This window comes from Eubacterium sp. 14-2, from assembly GCF_000403845.2.
Classification (GTDB): Bacteria; Bacillota; Clostridia; order Lachnospirales; family Lachnospiraceae; genus Petralouisia.
In genome coordinates, this window is sequence record NZ_KE159567.1 from 1,030,430 (window position 1) to 1,047,947 (window position 17,518).

Annotated in this window: 17 protein-coding genes, 1 tRNA gene and 2 pseudogenes; 18 read left to right on the top strand and 2 right to left on the bottom strand. The window is 44.7% G+C overall.

Features of this window, described 5'->3' with window-relative positions:
* The first annotated feature begins 49 nt into the window (after positions 1–49).
* From C805_RS11880 to C805_RS25755, 7 genes and pseudogenes are all read left to right on the top strand, one after another.
* A tRNA-Leu gene (locus C805_RS11880) sits at positions 50–133 on the top strand.
* Positions 134–209: 76 nt separating this feature from the next.
* A pseudogene (locus C805_RS0104805) lies at positions 210–518 on the top strand (GNAT family N-acetyltransferase); the annotation flags it as partial.
* Positions 519–635: 117 nt separating this feature from the next.
* Positions 636–1,064 carry an NUDIX hydrolase gene (locus tag C805_RS11885; protein ID WP_016214095.1) on the top strand — a complete coding sequence of 143 codons (429 nt, stop codon included), beginning with the start codon at positions 636–638 and terminating at the stop codon, positions 1,062–1,064.
* Between the two features lie 311 nt (positions 1,065–1,375).
* Entirely contained in the window at positions 1,376–1,702 is a 327-nt protein-coding gene (locus tag C805_RS11890) for a TnpV protein (RefSeq protein ID WP_016214096.1), read from the top strand.
* A gap of 495 nt (positions 1,703–2,197) precedes the next feature.
* Complete coding sequence (locus C805_RS11895; RefSeq protein ID WP_016214097.1) at positions 2,198–2,761, top strand: TetR/AcrR family transcriptional regulator; 564 nt, start codon at positions 2,198–2,200, stop codon at positions 2,759–2,761.
* On the top strand, positions 2,761–3,504 hold the full coding sequence (locus C805_RS11900) for a CPBP family intramembrane glutamic endopeptidase (protein WP_016214098.1): 744 nt from the start codon (positions 2,761–2,763) through the stop codon (positions 3,502–3,504). The genes C805_RS11895 and C805_RS11900 overlap by 1 nt, the downstream gene beginning before the upstream one ends.
* A gap of 9 nt (positions 3,505–3,513) precedes the next feature.
* Positions 3,514–3,687, top strand: coding sequence for a cysteine-rich KTR domain-containing protein (locus tag C805_RS25755; RefSeq protein WP_016214099.1), 174 nt, complete (start codon positions 3,514–3,516; stop codon positions 3,685–3,687).
* Between the two features lie 50 nt (positions 3,688–3,737).
* On the opposite strand, the gene C805_RS11910 is transcribed toward C805_RS25755, so the two are convergent.
* Positions 3,738–5,174 (bottom strand): MobA/MobL family protein, encoded by a 1,437-nt coding sequence (locus tag C805_RS11910; protein WP_016214100.1) that lies wholly within the window; start codon positions 5,172–5,174, stop codon positions 3,738–3,740.
* A 247-nt stretch (positions 5,175–5,421) separates the two neighbouring features.
* On the bottom strand, positions 5,422–5,637 hold the full coding sequence (locus tag C805_RS11915) for a helix-turn-helix domain-containing protein (RefSeq protein WP_004612412.1): 216 nt from the start codon (positions 5,635–5,637) through the stop codon (positions 5,422–5,424).
* 180 nt (positions 5,638–5,817) lie between these two features.
* Between C805_RS11915 and C805_RS11920 the strand changes: the two genes are divergently transcribed.
* The 11 genes and pseudogenes from C805_RS11920 (at position 5,818) to C805_RS11970 (ending at position 17,493) form a co-directional block, all read left to right on the top strand.
* Complete coding sequence (locus tag C805_RS11920; protein WP_016214101.1) at positions 5,818–6,504, top strand: helix-turn-helix domain-containing protein; 687 nt, start codon at positions 5,818–5,820, stop codon at positions 6,502–6,504.
* An 87-nt stretch (positions 6,505–6,591) separates the two neighbouring features.
* Positions 6,592–7,293 (top strand): annotated as a pseudogene (locus C805_RS11925) (site-specific integrase); the annotation flags it as partial.
* A 324-nt stretch (positions 7,294–7,617) separates the two neighbouring features.
* Positions 7,618–8,004 (top strand): hypothetical protein, encoded by a 387-nt coding sequence (locus tag C805_RS11930; RefSeq protein WP_016214103.1) that lies wholly within the window; start codon positions 7,618–7,620, stop codon positions 8,002–8,004.
* On the top strand, positions 8,001–8,138 hold the full coding sequence (locus C805_RS26310) for a hypothetical protein (protein WP_016214104.1): 138 nt from the start codon (positions 8,001–8,003) through the stop codon (positions 8,136–8,138). Before C805_RS11930 ends, C805_RS26310 begins: the two co-directional genes overlap by 4 nt.
* 291 nt (positions 8,139–8,429) lie before the next feature.
* Positions 8,430–9,353 (top strand): ParM/StbA family protein, encoded by a 924-nt coding sequence (locus tag C805_RS11940; RefSeq protein WP_016214106.1) that lies wholly within the window; start codon positions 8,430–8,432, stop codon positions 9,351–9,353.
* Between the two features lie 11 nt (positions 9,354–9,364).
* A complete protein-coding gene (locus C805_RS11945) occupies positions 9,365–9,799 on the top strand; it encodes a hypothetical protein (RefSeq protein ID WP_016214107.1) in 435 nt (144 codons plus the stop codon).
* Positions 9,800–9,811: 12 nt separating this feature from the next.
* On the top strand, positions 9,812–9,994 hold the full coding sequence (locus tag C805_RS11950) for a hypothetical protein (protein WP_016214108.1): 183 nt from the start codon (positions 9,812–9,814) through the stop codon (positions 9,992–9,994).
* An 11-nt stretch (positions 9,995–10,005) separates the two neighbouring features.
* Positions 10,006–10,509, top strand: a complete 504-nt coding sequence (locus tag C805_RS11955; RefSeq protein ID WP_016214109.1) for a hypothetical protein — start codon at positions 10,006–10,008, stop codon at positions 10,507–10,509.
* Between the two features lie 140 nt (positions 10,510–10,649).
* Positions 10,650–11,462, top strand: coding sequence for a prolipoprotein diacylglyceryl transferase (locus C805_RS11960; RefSeq protein WP_016214110.1), 813 nt, complete (start codon positions 10,650–10,652; stop codon positions 11,460–11,462).
* Between the two features lie 230 nt (positions 11,463–11,692).
* Entirely contained in the window at positions 11,693–11,890 is a 198-nt protein-coding gene (locus C805_RS11965) for a hypothetical protein (RefSeq protein ID WP_016214111.1), read from the top strand.
* 224 nt (positions 11,891–12,114) lie between these two features.
* Positions 12,115–17,493 (top strand): SpaA isopeptide-forming pilin-related protein, encoded by a 5,379-nt coding sequence (locus C805_RS11970; RefSeq protein WP_016214112.1) that lies wholly within the window; start codon positions 12,115–12,117, stop codon positions 17,491–17,493.
* The last annotated feature ends 25 nt before the right edge of the window (positions 17,494–17,518 follow it).

The window sequence follows — 17,518 nt, forward strand, 5'->3', positions numbered from 1 at the left end:
CCTTGACATTTTCGACGAAATTTGTTACTATATATGGGTCGTCGGAAATGCGGAAGTGCTGGAATTGGCAGACAGGCAAGACTAAGGATCTTGTGGGTGTATGCTCGTGTGGGTTCAAGTCCCATCTTCCGCATTGGTTAAAAGTATGGGAAACCTTGATTTTATCAGGTTTCCCTGTTTTTGTGTGAGGAGATATTCTATAGTTATTTAAAAATCATCATGTGATTGTCGCTGAAGAAAATGGGGAAATCGTATCTTCCTGTGTCTGCGTCATCATTCCCAACCCGACGCACAACCAGCAGCCGTATGCTTTTATTGAAAATGTGATAACTGATGAAAAGTTCAGAAAAAGAGGACTGGCAACGCAGTGCTTAGATTACGCAAAAGAGATTGCCATAAAAGAAAACTGCTATAAAATGATGTTGCTCACAGGCTTTGAGAAAAAAAGTACATTGGATTTTTACAGAAAGGCAGGGTACAACAGTGACGATAAAACAGCATTTATTCAATGGATATAGCATGGCAGGGGAAACGACGTGACTTTTATTTCGCAAAGCAAAACCTGAATCGGGCAAAAATATTTTAACGGTAACAGACCGGGATGAATTAAGGATAAAAATGGAGGGATAACTAAAATGACAGAAGTAAAATTTTATGAACGCATAGAGGACGAATTGCTTAAATTTGCAGTAATAATATCCAAAACGCAGAATAAGTACATTTTTTGCAAACATAAAGACAGAGATACATGGGAAGTACCCGGAGGTCATCGGGAGAGTCAGGAAAATATAATAGATACAGCAAAACGGGAATTGTATGAGGAAACAGGCGCTTTGGAATTTGATATGGAACCTGTCTGCGTATATTCCGTTACAGCACATGATAATCTGCACCAGGGAGATGAATCTTTTGGGATGTTGTTCTTTGCCAATATCAAATGTTTTGAAACAGAGTTACATAGTGAAATTGAGAAAATCACCATAATGGACGGATTGCCGGAAAGATGGACATATCCTGATATCCAACCGCATTTGATTAGCGAAGCAAAGAGGCGGGGCTATTAATAAAATATAACAGCTAATGTTTAACAGAAAAATCATCAAATCACAATCGGAATTTGAAAACCATAAAATTATGAGTGATTATTGCTCTCCATAGGTTATCAATAAAATCCTCCAAAAGCCTTGAAAATAAAGGGTTTATCGCAATGTGTTCGCCTTATCCCTTTATATGATTTCACACAAGTTTACTCTTTCCCTGACTGCTTATAAGGGCAAAATCAAGGGCAAGAAAATCTCATAATAAGATATAACAAAGTGTGGCAATCGGGGAAATGTGATGTATGTGCGAATATATTATAACGGAGGATTTTTTAATGGATAAGTACATTTATGATGAAAGCAATGGTCTTTGGTATGAACTACAAGGAGATTATTATATTCCTTGTCTTACTTTACCAACCGAAAAAGAATACAAGCCTATCGGTTTATGGGGGCAGCGACACAAGCGATATTTACAGGAACATAAGAGGGCGCTTTACGCCACGCTACTCACAAGTGGCAAGTTGAATGATTATCTTGCGGATGTCGATAAACAGGCGGAGAAACGCTTTGAAAGACTTGTAGAACAGATGAAGCAGGCACAGGGTATCACAGAACGCCTAAAGGCGAAAAATGCCTTAGAATGGGTTCAAAAAATCTAAACTTTTGGATTTGGCCTAAAATCCAAACTTAGGAGAAATCCAAACTTTTCTGAAAATGGCTTGATAATAGGGGATTCTTGTAGAAAAAAGTTTGGATTTCATTTCGCCAAATGCAATGCTCCAATTATGACAAAATGAGAAAAACACTGTTATTTAGCTCTGTTCCAACTAATTTATTTCCATTTTTGACAAAAGAAAGCCAAAACAAAATCCAAACTTTTTTGTCAGAAAACGCCTTAAATAAAGGATTTACAGAAGAAAGTTTGGATTTCTCAAAAGTTGGGATTTTTGGACAAATGAATAACATTTGGGCTTGTGCTATGGAGATTGTGGAGAGGGAAATTATATTCGTATAAGTAGACAAGGCGGCAGGGAGTAAATTCTCTGTCGCTTATTTTTACTATATTTTCGTTACGAAACTTGACAAAAATCTCTCTTTTTATTATAATTTATGTTATATAACAACAATTATAATATGACAGAGAGGTGAAAAATATGCCACCAAAGGTGAAAATTACAAAAGAGATGATTATAGATGCAGCATTTGAGATAGCACGAAGTGATGGAGCAGAAAATATCAACGCACGAACTGTATCAAAAAAATTAGGCTGTTCCACTCAACCTGTTATGTATCATTTCAAAACAATAGAGGAATTGAAAAAAAATGTATATATTAAGGCAGATGAGTATCATTCCGAATATATAACTAATATTCAGAGTGAAAATCCGATGAAAGATATTGGACTGAATTATATACGCTTTGCTGAAACAGAAAAAAATTTGTTTCGGTTTCTATTTCAAACAAATGAGTTTATAGGAAAAAATATTTCTGAGTTGATAAATTCTGAAGAATTACAGCCTATTATAGCTATACTGAGTAAAGAAGTAGAGGTCAATACAGAACAGGCGAAAACCATTTTCCGTTCATTATTCCTGATTGCACATGGATATGCAAGTATGTTTGCAAATAACGAAATGACCTATGACGAACAGACGATTATATCTGATTTAGACTTGGTATTTGACGGAACAGTTTATTCATTAAAAGGAGGATTATAATGTATCGTTTATATAAGAAAAATGAATTAAATTTCTCATTGGTTTGGATTATTTCCTATGTTGTTTTGTTTAGTGTTGCTGACAGCTTTTCTGCTTCGCTTGGCACTGAAAAAATAATTGCTGCACCCGTTGCTATAGTTTTTACATTGCTTCTTTTAGTTTTTGTGAGTAAACACAACTTAAAAGAAAAATACGGTCTGTGTTCTTTTGATGGAAGCCTTAGAAATTTCTTATATTTTACTCCGCTACTTCTAATTATGAGTATTAACCTATGGAATGGCGTTACGATGAAGCTGTCTGTTTTAGAAACTGTGTTATATATTTTAAGTATGCTCTGCGTTGGATTCATTGAAGAAATTATTTTTCGTGGATTTCTGTTCAAAGCATTATACAATGACAATGTAAAGTTGGCGATTGTTATCTCAAGTGTTACTTTTGGAATTGGACATATTGTAAACTTACTGAACGGAAAAGATTTAATACCTACACTCTTACAAGTTTGTTATGCAATCGCAATAGGTTTTCTTTTTACAATTATTTTTTACAAAGGAAAGAGCCTTTTACCGTGTATTATTGCACATAGTTTTGTAAATTCTTCGAGCGTTTTTGCTGTTGAAAATTCTTCAATGAAGTTTCATATTATTTCAAGTGCAGTATTATGTATTATTAGCTTAAGTTACGCACTGTGGATATTGAAAAAAACAAAACAATTTGATGAATATGAAAATAATGATAGGCGGTGATGATATTATATGCCAACTATTATTTCAGAATGGATATATTGCCCTGTATGCGGCAATAAAACCCGTACTATGATACGGGAAGATACGGAATTAAAAAACTTTCCTCTCTACTGTCCGAAGTGCAAGAAAGAAACAATCATCAATGTTCAGGATATGAAAATCACGCTTACAGTCAGTAAATGATTATGTATGCCGCCGCTACGGGAAACGCCATAACGGCAGTTTTTCAATGCCTATCGGCTATCTCTGTCAATGGATTTCTTACGCTGTCTTTGCGGTAGTCTCTGCTTGTTGCGTTCCTGTATTTCTCGCAGATGTTTTAGCACGCTCTGCCTTTCGGGCGGTCTGCGTTGTTCTTTAGCGGCGGCTGTCGGTTTCCTGCTGGCTTGGTATTCCCACTCAGCAAGGTCACGGTTGTACTGTTCCACAACGCTTTCCATTTCTCGGAAAGTACGCATAAAAACTTGCACATCGGGATAACCGTCCTCTTTGAGCGTATCGGGGATTTTATCCAGCCTGTCGGCAATCTCCGCTTCGGTTTCTTTGATTTTTACCTCCAACGCTTTTCGTTCTTTGCCTTTGAAAAGCCCCTTTGTATCGGCAAGCTGCTGTTTCAACTGCGGCAGAACTTTATCCTGCAAGTTTTTGATTTCCCTTGCCTTATCCTGTACTTTTATCATCAGATTTCTCATATGGTGGAACTCTGCCATATCAATATCAAGCGTAGGCTTGGGCGGCATATCTTTTTCCCGAATAAGGTTTTGCAGAAAATCTTTTGCCCTTGCCACAATCCCAAGGAACAGATTCGGCAGCCAGCCTTTGCTTTTGATAGATTGGCTTGCTTTTTCGTGTATTTCGGTCTGCTTGACTTCTAAAATCTTTGCTTCGGAAATACCTGATAACAACGCCATATCCGCTGTCCTGTTCCATTCCTGCCTTGCGGCGTTATCCGCTTCAATCTCGGCGGCTTTGGGATTGTTCTTGCCGATTTTCTTTGTAGGGAGATAAACGCTGTTCTTATCAAAGACCTTTAACTGCTGTTCGGGATCGGAGATATGCCGATTGATGAGGCCGGTGTAAATCTCTTTTACCTCCCGAAGAAAAGGCTCGCTTTTGAATTTATCATCTTTTACAGTAAAGAGGTGGCTTTCGTAAACATCGCCTTTTTTTATGACGGTGCAGCCTTTTCGTATCTGTCCGTCCTCCCCTGTGATTTCTTTCTTGGTGCGTACCCTTTTTCCCGTTTCATCATAGAACACGCTGCGTGTGGCTATCTTGATGTCAGGTTCAGGAAGCAGTTTTCTTTCGCTGAAGATAAGGTGGATATGATAGTTCGTCTTGCGTTTGTTGTGGTGGAGGGCTGACACGCACTCCACACCATACCGTCTGCGAAACTCCTCCGTAAAATCTTCAAGGACTTCCTGCGGCTCGTATCTTGTATATACTTCAGGCAGGGCGATAATCAATTCCCTTGCTTCAATACATTTGCCCTCTGTGCCGCTCCGCTTAAATTCCTGCTGGCTTTCCCTTGCAAGGTTACTCCAAAATTCATTGTCGGCGGTGCGGTAGGTGGCATAGAGATTTTCCTGCCTTGCGTGGCTTGTGATATAGGATATTCTTCCCTTGACATTTGGTAGTTTCGACATTTGTATAAATGAATGTCTTGCCATATACTCCTTCCTCCCGTGACGGGAATACTCTTTTTGCAACCGATAAATCGGTTGCCGCTGTTTCGGCGGCGTAAGCAGACGGACAGCGAAGAAAACAGAGGGCTGTTTTCTTCTGTATCATAGCGGCGGTGCATTGCCCGAAGCTGTGATACAGTGCCCCCTGCAAGGGCGAAATACCCAGAGTACAAATCGAAGATTTGTGCGAGGGGTGTATTTCGCTCTCAAACGCCGAGGGCTTGGAGAATGCTTATTCTACTTTGCGGACATCGTTTTCATTGAGCAGGTTTCTTCCCTGATTGACGCTCATAAATCGCTCTAAAGTATCCCTGCGGATAATCGCTTTTCTGCCGACCTTGAGGACAGGCAACTTGCCCCAGTCTACCAACTTACGCATTGTATTTCTTCCGATACCCGTACATTCTGCTGCTTCTTCTATGGTTAAACCCATTTTGATGTTGCTCATTTTATCAACCTCCTTTCAAAATACGCATTTTGCAACTATGTATCTGTAATTATACTTATTTCGCTATCTCTTGTCAACTTGTTTTGCAACTGATTAAGAAATATTTTTGCCTATTATTAAATTTATGGTTGCAAAATAGGTTTTGCTATGCTATACTATCAGCAATAGGAGGTGAAAACCTTGAAAAAAGAAATTACATTCACCGCAAAACAGGTCGGTGAACGAGTGAAAGAACGCCGAACAGAATTAAACTTAACAATGCCCGAACTTGGTAAGCGTGTCGGGGTAAACAAATCTACCATTCAGAGATATGAAGCGGACGGAGTAGACCCGAAGCGTACAATGATTATCAACGGGCTGGCAGAAGCACTCCTGACCACTCCCGAATGGCTGACAGGTCTTTCCGAAGATAAGGAATACGACAGCCGCACTTTATGTGAAAGGGATATGGAGGAACATATCAAAAAATATCTTGATACGGTTTCTTCTGTGGTAAAGGGAGAACCGCACCAACAACTGCTCACGACATTCCTCGGAAAGATGATTGACCTCTATACGGTTATGACTTATCACTTTGCAGACGCTATGGCTGAGGTTGACCGTGTAGCGGAGGACGAGGGCTTAAAGCAGTCCTTACGCCGCTATGCGATTGAGTCAGGGGCAATTATGGAAAGGGTTTACCGTAAAGAAATGGAACTTCCTATCGAGGATATGAAGCAGTTTTTAGATGGGATTTTACATATCTACGATGAGGGACACACCGCTGTAAAGATGGGCGACCTGTTCGGGATAGCGACAGCAGCCGAAGAAAGGGTTGCTGAAAAAGAAAAATTCCGTGGCTCTTTGACAAGTGAAAACGATGACTGACACTCATCGGCATAAGTAGCCTTATTGCTTTACGCACACCATATGTCACAGTTCCGATTGCCACGGATAGAAAGGGGAAATTTATCTATGGCAAAAGGTTCTGTAAGGAAAAAAGGTAAAAAGTGGTACGCACGCTTCTACATCGAAGATGAAAGCGGCAGAAAAGTACAGAAAGAGTTTGTGGGAACAGAAAGCAAGTCTGAAACAGAAGCCCTGCTCAGAAAGGCAATCGCTGACTATGAGGAAAAGAAATTCGTTGCGAAGTCTGAAAACATCACGGTTGGTATGCTGCTCGATCTGTGGGTGGAGGAAGAACTGAAACCCGGCAATCTCAGCAATGGAACGGTAATGTCTTATCAAGGAACGGTCAACCGTATCAAACAGCACCCGATAGGAAACCGAAAGCTGAAAACCGTAACCGCCGACCATTTACAGGCGTATATAGACTTTCTCAGCTTTGGAGGTACAAATCCTGACGGCACAACCGCAAAGGCACTCAGCAAAGGGTATCTCCGATTATTTTCGGCTGTTTTACAAGGGGCGTTCCGTTTTGCAGTATTCCCGAAAAGGCTGATAACCTTTAACCCGATGCAGTATGTGGTATGGCGAGGAAAGAAAGAAGAATACGAACTGTTCTCAGACGAGGACGGAGAAACTGCTTCCACACCAACGCTCAGCTACGAACAGTATCAGAGGTTAGAGGACTTCCTGAAAAAGAAAAACAATCCTGCACTTCTGCCTATACAGATAGCCTATTATACAGGCTTGCGTATTGGAGATGCTTACGGTAAAATAAGACTAAAGTTAGAACAAATCCAGTAAATACAAGGGTTTGAGCTGATTTAGTCCTTTCTCAAAATTGCAACGAAGCAAGGTATTGATGGGAGGCAGCGCTGTTTTACCAATCAAATATCTCACAAATGCCCATGCTGCATCAGGATTCCGGCGGGAATAAAAGTCATGTGGTTTTGGAGGTGAAGATTGTTTTTCTGATGCATAAAAATATAAAAATTATTTAGGTAGGACTAAATTAGCTCTTGAAGTGGCAGATGCCACCGACTGCATAGCTGATATAGTCCTATTTTTATTGCAAAAAGGAGGATGTGAACGGCTATGACGAAGAAAGAGCTGATTGAGTTCCTAAACGAACTGGTGGAATTAGCCAGTGAGGAAAACAAAACGAAGGCAGTATCGGTAAAAGAAAAATTTATCAGTGACTTTGAAAAGAGTTACGGATACGAAAAGGAGGTAATCACAGAAATTACAAAGCTGCCGCCACACTATATAGCAGCAATGCCGGATGCGGTGCAGGAAGAAATCAGGCAGAAAGTAATGGCAGCGCTGGCAGAGCATGGCGAATGTACCCCTGAAAATGTTGACCGTGCCATGAGTTCCAAAATCTACGACTTGGAGGATTTGATTGACATTCGTGAGTATGTCAGGCGGATGGAGACGGAACAGAGAAAGAAAGCGGAGCAGAAAAGGAGGGGCGGCAGATGATAGCGGCAGGAATTATAGCAGCAGTTGTGTTTGTACTTGCACTTTCAAGATCAGCAGGGCTGGCAGACAGAAAGATGGAGGAGATTTACATGCTTTCCGCTGTAAGAGAGGCGGGTGGCGTGGATGGGAATTAACGTAAGGGTGCAGGACGCTCCAAAACAAAGCGGAATTATAGCAGCACAGGTAAATTTGGAAAAAGACCTAAGAAGCTGTATGCGCTGCAGGTTCTTTTACGGAAATAACAGCCAGTGTCTCGCTAGGAAGTGTGTCAGGGAGGAAAGCAAGCCTGAAATCACGGAGCAGGACAAGGAAGATATGTGCTTTGGATGTCCGTACAAACAGTCAGAACAGTATTGTTTTCCCTGCATGAGAAAGATTTTAAGGAGAGATAAAGCAACATGAAAAAGATATGGAGGAAGAACAGAATGGAAAAACATATTGAAGTAATCGGGATTGACCACGGCTGGTCGAACATGAAAACAGCCACACAGATTTTTACGACAGGGGTAAAGGAGATCACAACGGAACCCGCATTTTATGATGATGTAGTGGAACTGGACGGAAAGTATTACAAGGTGGGCGGGAAACGTCTTGAGGTCAGGGACACGAAAGTTGAGAATGACAACTTCTATCTGCTTACCCTTGCGGCAGTCGCAAAGGAACTGAACAGACGGGGAATGAGAAATGCGGATGTCCTTTTATCGGTAGGACTTCCCCTGACAAGGTTCGGTGCAGAGAAGCAGGACTTCATTGATTACCTGTCAAAGAAGAAAGAAGTCGCTTTCCGCTTTGAGAAAGAGAAGTACACGGCAAGGATAGCAAGGGTGTCCGTATTCCCACAATGCTATGCGGCAGTTGCAGAGCAGTTGAGGACTTTGCCGGGGCGTGTGGTAGTGGTGGATATAGGGAGCTGGACCATTGACATCATGCCGATAGAGAACGGCAAGCCGAATGAGGCGGAATGTATCACAAGCCAGCAGGGACTTATCCGCTGCATGAGAATAATCAATGAGGAATGTAACAGGCAGATCGGGCAGGAACTTGAGGAAAACGTGATACAGCAGGTCATGGCTACCGGAGAGGCGGCACTGCCGGATAAGTACATGAACATCGTAAAGGACTGCCTGCGTGATTTTGCACAGAAAGTCTACAATACCCTGAAAGAACACGGTTACAACCTTGATGTGATACCGATTGTGTTTGTAGGCGGCGGAGCGGCAGTCATGAGGCTGTTCGGTTCACATGACAGCGGGAATATCCGGTACATTGAGGACATCAAAGCAAATGCAAAGGGGTATGAACAGCTTGGCAGGGTTTTCCTTGCAAAGCATCGTGACCAGATAGGATAGGAGTGGGGCATATGGCAAAGTCGAATATTGTTTTCCGAAGTTACCGCCTCAATCTTGACAATGAACAGCAGCGCAGGGTAAACAGGGTGCTTGCGGAACTGAATACGGACATTCATAAGTCTGTAAACCAGTTCATAACGGATGCCATAGACTTCTATGCAAACAGCTTTGGGGAAGAAAACCTGTTGAGGGAGACAGGAGGACAGAAGAAAGAGGAATACATTTCAAGGAGTGACCTGGATGGTATCCGTGAAGAACTAAAGAATGATGTTAAGAATGAAATTATCATGCTGCTCGGCGCTGCCCTCGGAGGCGGGGCGGCAAGGGTGGCGGAGGGCGGCATGGGAAGGATGGTCATGGAAACCGTGGTAAAGGAAACAGCAGCCAGTATTACAGAGGAACCCGAAGATCCAACCATGATGGAGCTGGTTGACAACTGGGGATAGGAGGAATGTTTTATGGCAGGAATGGTTTTAAGAAAGACCGGGGTGGTACTGCTTACCATATTGAAGTGGATATTACAGGCGGCGCTTGTGGCATTGAAACTGGTGCTTGGGATAGCAAAGCTGTTCCTGCTGCTGCTTTCCCTTGTTATGAGGATTGTGCTGACCATGATAGGCGTTTCGGTTGGCAGACGATGAAAGGAGTAAAAATGGATAAGAAAACTTTTGAAGAATCTTTAATCAGGCTGTGCCCTGAAAGCGGCAGGGAAGCCGTGAAACACTGGTTTTCCTTTGCGGAGGAATGTATTGAAATGGGGCAGTCCCCCGATTTTGCACTGGTATCTGACAAAGATGCTGCCATAGGAAAATGGCTGGATGCGATTTACAAGGGGATTTGCAGGGTAAGACAGGAATATGGGGAGAAGCCTGCGGAACTGATCTGCGGACTGGCTGTTAAACACTGCCTTTATCCGTGGGAAATGATGGAAGCTGCAAAATTCCTGAAAAATGGCGGGGATATTGATGGTGTGGTTTTACAGAGTGTGGAGGGGCTGCTGGATGAATGTGATGCCGGGAGGGAAGCCCCTGTCCCCGAAAAAAGGGCGGGGACGGAAAAGGAGGTGGGAGACATGTGGATGCTGAAATTTTACAAGGCATATGCAAAGAACAAGAGACTGAAAAGAATGCTTGCATACCGGAGCAGGATGCAGTAGCTTCATAGGAGGAAACGATGCACAGAATACGGGACAGACCTGAACAGATATGTGTCCCGTGTAAACTCCCATAAGGGACAGGACAGCGGTACACGGACACAGCCTTCCTTCCCCTTATGGGGAAAGGAAAGGTGATTCATATGAAAAAGAGATTATTCCTGATTTTATCCGTAACTGTCATGCTTGCTGCCGGATGTGGAAGTACGGACAATGCTGTACCTGATATGGAGCCGGAAGCGGCTGAAACAGTAGTGGACGTTGTGGAACCGGATATGACGGAGAATAAAGAAGTCACTGCTGCGTATCAGGCACAAAACGGGGACACCGGAAAAGAGCAGACCGCAGAGGAAATGGCAAAAGAACCGGGGCAGGAAAAGGAGGATAAGGGGGCAGCGGACACACCCGAACCAAAGACAGTGAGTCAGCCGGAGCGGAAAGGGGAAACAGAACCCGCACAAGGCAGTGCAGATGTGCAAAAACAGGAAGAAACAAAGCCGGAGTGTGAAGCAAAGCCGGAAGAAACAAAGCCGGGGGAAACAGGGCAGCAGGAGCAGACAGAACCGGAGGAAACAAAGCAGCAGGAACAGACAGTGACCATATTGCCATACGATCCCGTATCTGTATGCAGTCAGGCAGTTGCAAAGTGTCAGGCGGGTGGGATGATAACTACCACGGATAACCTTGCAAGCCTGCTGGCAGAGGGGAAGATAACGCAGGAAGAATACCATTCCTATTATCCATATGACGGACTGGGCTATTACAGCGTTTTTGTAGAAACAGACCTGAATGCAGCGTCAACCACGTCCGGGAGGAAACTCGGAAGCGAGGACGGGATAGCGGATTACATTGCAGGGATGATGATGCTTGAAACGGAGCCTGTATTTTATATTGAATATACAGGGGTGTGCAGCCTTAACGGGACAGAATTTTATGAGTTCCGCTGTTACAGATAGGGACACACCGATGCCGGATTATGCAGGATTGTGCCGGATTATGTCTTGAACTTGACAACAGGCAGCGCCGGAAGGTACACTTGGTATTGGAAGGGCTGAATACAGAAATATAAAATCCGTAACCCCGTTCGTTGTTGATATGGTAATCCTTAATACCCGCAGGCATGAGGGCATTGTGCAGGATGCGGTTAAACGGAGGGATCAGTACAAGGTAAGGATTGCGGTAGAGGATGGGGGAAAGATCTATGGTGGGAATGGTTTTGAGAAAGACGGCAACGGTACTGCTGACCATATTAAAATGGATATTGCAGGCGGTTCTGATGCTCCTGAAACTGGTACTTGGGATAGCAAAACTGTTCCTGTTGCTGCTTGCACTGGTTGCGAGGGTGGTACTCACAATGGTCGGAGTTATGGCAGGCAGACGGTGAGGGGTATTCCTTACTGACATATGACCTGTAAGGCTTCTGATACAAATGAAAAATGCCCGTTTTCCCTTTATCCGTCTGTCGGAATTGAGACATGCAGGTTCCGCCGGGGATATTAAGGGAGACGGACAGAGACGAAATCCAAACAAAATAACAGTAAACGGAAAATGACAAGCCATTTTATATGACTTGTTATTTTTTTGCCCTATTATAAGGAGGAAACCTGAATGAAACAGAAAATGAAAAGATTTATGGCAGGATTCTTAGCCCTGCTGACAGTCTTTACGACGCTGTTTGGCAATGGGATGACTGCATTTGCGGCAAATTCCAGTGCAAACATCGCTTTCTGGTATGCGTCAACAAGGGCGTCCGGCGAGGTAAGCGAGTTAAAGGCTGGTTATGACCACGGGAAGATCCTGTATGCCATACTGGACGGCAATGCCGCCTACTGCATGAACTTTGGTCTGGCGGCAGACGGCGGGCAGCTTATGAACAGCTACCCCAATTCAAGCACTTCCATGACGGCACAGCAGGAAAAACTTTTAAGTTACTGCCTGTATTTTGGCTTTAACAGCAACAGCGCAACAGCGCCGTCAAATGACCAGTGTGACCAGTTCATAGCGACACAGGCGATGGTGTGGGTGATCGTGGGGAACCTGTTCGGTACTGACGGCGGGGACTCGGCAGCAAGAAAGCTGTGCGATACGGCTCCGAACCCGTCATCGTCCTATGCCTATTATACAAGCCTGAAAAGCAGCATCAGCAAGTCTTATAATGCGACAAGACCAAGTTTTGCAAGCAGGACACAGAGCGGTGCGGAAACTTATGAGCTGAAATGGAATGAGGGGAACCAGCGTTTCGAGAAAACCCTTACTGACAGCAATGGCGTACTTGGGGATTTTGACATTTCCCTTAGCGGGTACAAGGTGGAAAAGAACGGGAACAGCGTCACCATTTCCAGCAGGGAAGTAAACACGGCGGCAACAATGGCAACCATGAACTCCACGGCAGGCGAAGTGGAAACCACTTCAAGCTGTGTGTTCTGGCTTACGGAAAAGGCAAACTATCAGGAGTTTGTTTCGGAAAGACCTAGCGCCGATCCGATCCATGCCTATTTCAAGGTAAAGACGGAAAACATCGGCTATGGGGAGATCGTTAAGACCGATGAGTCCAGTGGCGTGAAGCTGAAAGGAGCCGTGTACGGTATTTATTCTGACAGCGGATGCACCAATAAGGCAGATACCATGACCACTGACGGCAACGGTTATGCGAAATCCAGTGCGCTTGCGGCAGGAACCTACTATGTAAAGGAGATTACCGCTCCAAAAGGATATGTACTGAGCGGCAAAGTCCACACACTGACCGTAAAGGCAGGGCAGACAACCGGGATCAGCGCAACGGACAAGGAGCAGCTTGGGGCGATTACCATTTATAAAGAGGGGGAAGTCCTGACCGGATGGAATGGCAGCAATTTCACTTATGAGAAAAAGAAACTGCCGGGGGCTGTTTTCAGAGTGACGGCAGGCGCAGACATTTACAGGGCAGACGGCACAAAAGTCTACAGCAACGGGGATGTGATCGCTGAAAACCTTGTGGCAGGAAGTGACGGGCAGGTGGTTCTTACAGACCTTCATCTTGGGACGTATGTGGTTACGGAAACAAAGAGCATTGACGGATATACCATCAATACAGAGCCGCATACAGTGAAGATTGAATATAAGGATCAGATGGCAGAGGTGCAGTATGAGGCAACAACCGTCCTGAATACCAGACAGAAAGCGGAAGTTTCCGTTACAAAGAAAGATTCCGAGACAACGAACCCTCTGGACGGCGGACAGTACACGCTTTATGCTGGCAGTGACATCAGGAATTATGCAGGGGAAGTCATTGCGACAAAGGGTACAGCATTACAGACCGTCACGACAGGGGAGGATGGCAGCGCCGCTTACACGGTAGACCTTCCAATCGCAAACAGCTACTATATTTCAGAGACACAGGCTCCTTACGCATATTACAGGAACAGCTCTGATGTATACAGCTTTGCATTCAACTATCTGCCGGAGACAACTGCAAAGGCAGCATTTACCCACACTTTCACAAATGACAGGACAACCGCAAAAATCCATATCTACAAGGTGGATAAGGAGACAGGAAAGGCAGTTCCGCAGGGAGACGCAAAGCTGGAGGGCGCAGTCTATGGTCTGTATGCCCGTGACGATATTGCACACCCGGACGGCGCAACAGGCATTATCTTCCATGCAGGGGACCTCGTTGCGACAATGACAACGGATGCGGGCGGCAATGCAGAGGTAAAGAACCTCTATCTCGGCAACTACTATGTAAAGGAAATCACACCGTCAGAGGGGTATCTCCTCGATGAAGAAGAACATGATGTTGTATGCGATTATGAGGGCGATCTGGTAGCGGAAGTGTCAAGAAGCACAACATCGCCGGAGCAGGTCATCAAGCAGCCGTTCCAGCTTATCAAGGTGTCAGACAACGGGGACGACACCGAAGCGCCTGTATTGTCCGGCGCAGGCTTTACCGCATACCTGAAATCTTCCTTATCCGTACTGGAAGATGGAAGTTATGATTTTGACAGCGCAAAACCTGTTGAAATCGGCAGCAAGGGTGAGACTACCCTTTTTACGGATGCAAAGGGGCATATCGTGACACAGCCAATCCCTTATGGGACTTATGTGGTAGTTGAGACAGTCACACCGCATAACATGCAGCCAGTAAGACCTTTTGAAGTAAGGATTGTGGAGAACCACCCGACAGAGCCGCAGGTATGGCGTGTATTCATTGACCGTGAATTTACCGCAAAGCTGCGTGTGATCAAGAAGGACGCTGACACAAAGCAGACAGTCCTTATCCCGAATACAGAGTTTAAGATTTTTAACCTTGACAAAAATGAGTATGTCAAGATGGTTACAACTTATCCGTCAAAGGTTACACACACTTCTTTCTTCACGGACGAAGATGGCGACTTGATCCTGCCTGACGTATTGAAGATTGGGAATTACCGCATTGAGGAAGTGAAAGCGCCTTACGGGTATGTGCTGAACACAAATTATGTGGAAGTGGCGGTTGATTCCGATACGTTCTATGAGACTGATCCGGACACTTATGATGCAATCATTACCGTGGAATATGAGGACGAACCCGTTGTCGGGGAACTGACAGTGGAGAAGAAAGGCGAAATCCTTGACGGCTACAAGGGCGGCTTGTTTGCTGATTCTGAAGAAAAGGAGTTCGTTTACAGGGAAGGCTCCCTTGCAGGGGCAAAATTTGAGGTCTATGCCGCAGAGGATATTTATACTGCTGACATGCAGACAGACGGGGACGGAAACAGGACAAGATATTACAGAAAAGGCGAACTTGTAGGAACGCTCACAACCGGGGAAGATGGGAAAGCCAGCATTTCAGGGCTTCCGCTCGGACAGTACCGTGTAGTGGAAACAGAAGCGCCTTATGGATATGTGCTGAACGGGGAAGAACAGCTTGTAACATTCGTTTATGTGGACGATAAAACCCCGGTAATCTATGAAAACGTGACATTTACCAATGACAGACAGAAACTGGATATGTCAGTTATTAAGAAAGATGCAGAGGAAGATACCCCGGTTGCAGGTGCTAAGTTCGGTCTGTTTGCCGCAGAGGATATTGAAAATGCCAATGGGGAAGTAATCATTGAAGCAGGCACATTTCTTGAAACTGCCGTATCTGACGAAAACGGCAGGATCGCTTTCAAAAAGGATTATCCTTTTGCGGTTTATGAGGCTAAGGAACTGGCAGCGCCGAAAGGCTATGTTTCCAGTGAGGAAGTGGTTACTTTTGAGACAGAGTATCAGGGACAGCATGAAGCCGTTGCTGAATACAGCAGCGAATTTCTGAATGAGCCTACAACCTTTGAATTTACAAAGGAGGACATTGCAAGCGGCGCAGAACTTTCCGGCGCAATGCTTACCGTCATTGACAAGGACGGCAACGTGGTTGACAGATGGACTTCCGTGGCAGGAGAAGCCCATGTTATCAAGAGGCTGACAGCAGGGGAGACTTATACGCTCCGTGAGGAGTTTGCGCCTTACGGCTATCTGAAAGCAGAGGAAATCCAGTTTACAGTGGAAGATACCGCTGACATTCAGAGTGCAGTGATGAAAGACGAAGTTCCGACAGGCGCAATCATCATCAACAAAGACGGCGAATTTGTAACGGACACTACCCTTATGAAAGGACACTGGTATGACTTCATTTTCAATTATTTTAAGGACAGTCTTGCAGGAGTTGAATTTGAAGTCTATGCGGCAGAGGACATTGTAAGCCCGGATGGTCTTGACACAATCTATTATGAGGCGGACGAGCTTGTGGCAACCATCGTCACTGACGAGAAAGGCTATGCAGGCATTGACAGCTTACCGCTTGGGAAATATTACCTTGTGGAGACAAAGACTCTGGAAGGGTTCGTTCTGGATGATACACCAATCGAAGCAGACCTTTCCTATATCGATCAGGAAACAGCAGTGGTTTATGCAGGAATGAACATCAGCAATGAGAGACAGAAAGTGCAGATCACCGTGGTAAAGAAAGAGGCAGGCACGAAAGAAGTCCTTGAGGGGGCTGTATTCGGACTGTTTGCGAAAGAGGACATCGTGAACAAGGATGGCAAAGTAGTTGTAAAAGCCGGAACTGAAATTGAGCGTGGCGTGACCGGAAAGGACGGAAAGCTGACCTTTGTATCTGACCTCCCGCTTGGAAAGTATTATGTGCAGGAACTGACAGCGCCAAAGGGATATGTGAAGTCCGATAAGGTATTTGATGTGGATGCGTCATATCAGGGCGATGATAAGGAAGTAATCGAATTTGAGGCAGAATTTGAAAACAAGCCGATCAAGGTGCAGATTTCAAAGACGGACATTACAGGCGACAATGAGCTTGAGGGGGCTGTCCTTTCCGTCATTGATGCAGACGGCAATCTGGTGGAGAAGTGGACTTCCGGCAAAGAGCCGCACATGATCGAGAAGCTGCCTGCCGGAAAATATATTCTCCGTGAAGAAACAGCGCCGTTTGGCTATGTAATCGCACAGGATATTGAGTTTGAGGTGAAGGAGACAGATGAAATCCAGAAAGTAGCAATGAAGGACGAAGCAGCAGTTGGAAAGATCATCATCAGCAAGAAGTCTGAGGACGGAAAAGCGCTTGCAGGCGCAAAATTTGAAATCCGTGACACGGACGGGAAAGTGATTGAGACACTTACCACGGACAAGGACGGTCATGCAGAGAGCAGCGAACTTCCGATTGCAGCATTTAAGGACGGGAAGTATGAGGAGGCAGTCACTTATACCGTAGTGGAAGTGGAAGCTCCGAAAGGCTATCTCCTTGATTCCACGCCAAAGGAAGTGAAGTTTGAATACAAGGATGGAAAGACAAAAGTGGCCCTGTACACCCTTGAAGTGACAAACAAGCCTACGGAACCGAAACTCCCGCAGACCGGGGACAACATGAACCCGTGGGTATTTGCAGGGTTCGGGCTTGCGGCTGTTGCTGCCGGACTTGCAGCTCTTTTCTGGAAAAAGAGAAAAGACGGGGACGGCGCAGAAGCATAGAAACAGAACAGATGGATAAGCCGAG

Bases quoted from the DNA above. Each gene is read 5' to 3' on its own strand.
- C805_RS11885 (WP_016214095.1), top strand. From the start codon at position 636: ATGACAGAAGTAAAATTTTATGAACGCATAGAGGACGAATTGCTTAAA.
- C805_RS11890 (WP_016214096.1), top strand. From the start codon at position 1,376: ATGGATAAGTACATTTATGATGAAAGCAATGGTCTTTGGTATGAACTA.
- C805_RS11895 (WP_016214097.1), top strand. From the start codon at position 2,198: ATGCCACCAAAGGTGAAAATTACAAAAGAGATGATTATAGATGCAGCA.
- C805_RS11900 (WP_016214098.1), top strand. From the start codon at position 2,761: ATGTATCGTTTATATAAGAAAAATGAATTAAATTTCTCATTGGTTTGG.
- C805_RS25755 (WP_016214099.1), top strand. From the start codon at position 3,514: ATGCCAACTATTATTTCAGAATGGATATATTGCCCTGTATGCGGCAAT.
- C805_RS11910 (WP_016214100.1), bottom strand. From the start codon at position 5,174: ATGGCAAGACATTCATTTATACAAATGTCGAAACTACCAAATGTCAAG.
- C805_RS11915 (WP_004612412.1), bottom strand. From the start codon at position 5,637: ATGAGCAACATCAAAATGGGTTTAACCATAGAAGAAGCAGCAGAATGT.
- C805_RS11930 (WP_016214103.1), top strand. From the start codon at position 7,618: ATGACGAAGAAAGAGCTGATTGAGTTCCTAAACGAACTGGTGGAATTA.
- C805_RS26310 (WP_016214104.1), top strand. From the start codon at position 8,001: ATGATAGCGGCAGGAATTATAGCAGCAGTTGTGTTTGTACTTGCACTT.
- C805_RS11940 (WP_016214106.1), top strand. From the start codon at position 8,430: ATGGAAAAACATATTGAAGTAATCGGGATTGACCACGGCTGGTCGAAC.
- C805_RS11945 (WP_016214107.1), top strand. From the start codon at position 9,365: ATGGCAAAGTCGAATATTGTTTTCCGAAGTTACCGCCTCAATCTTGAC.
- C805_RS11950 (WP_016214108.1), top strand. From the start codon at position 9,812: ATGGCAGGAATGGTTTTAAGAAAGACCGGGGTGGTACTGCTTACCATA.
- C805_RS11955 (WP_016214109.1), top strand. From the start codon at position 10,006: ATGGATAAGAAAACTTTTGAAGAATCTTTAATCAGGCTGTGCCCTGAA.
- C805_RS11960 (WP_016214110.1), top strand. From the start codon at position 10,650: ATGAAAAAGAGATTATTCCTGATTTTATCCGTAACTGTCATGCTTGCT.
- C805_RS11965 (WP_016214111.1), top strand. From the start codon at position 11,693: ATGGGGGAAAGATCTATGGTGGGAATGGTTTTGAGAAAGACGGCAACG.
- C805_RS11970 (WP_016214112.1), top strand. From the start codon at position 12,115: ATGAAACAGAAAATGAAAAGATTTATGGCAGGATTCTTAGCCCTGCTG.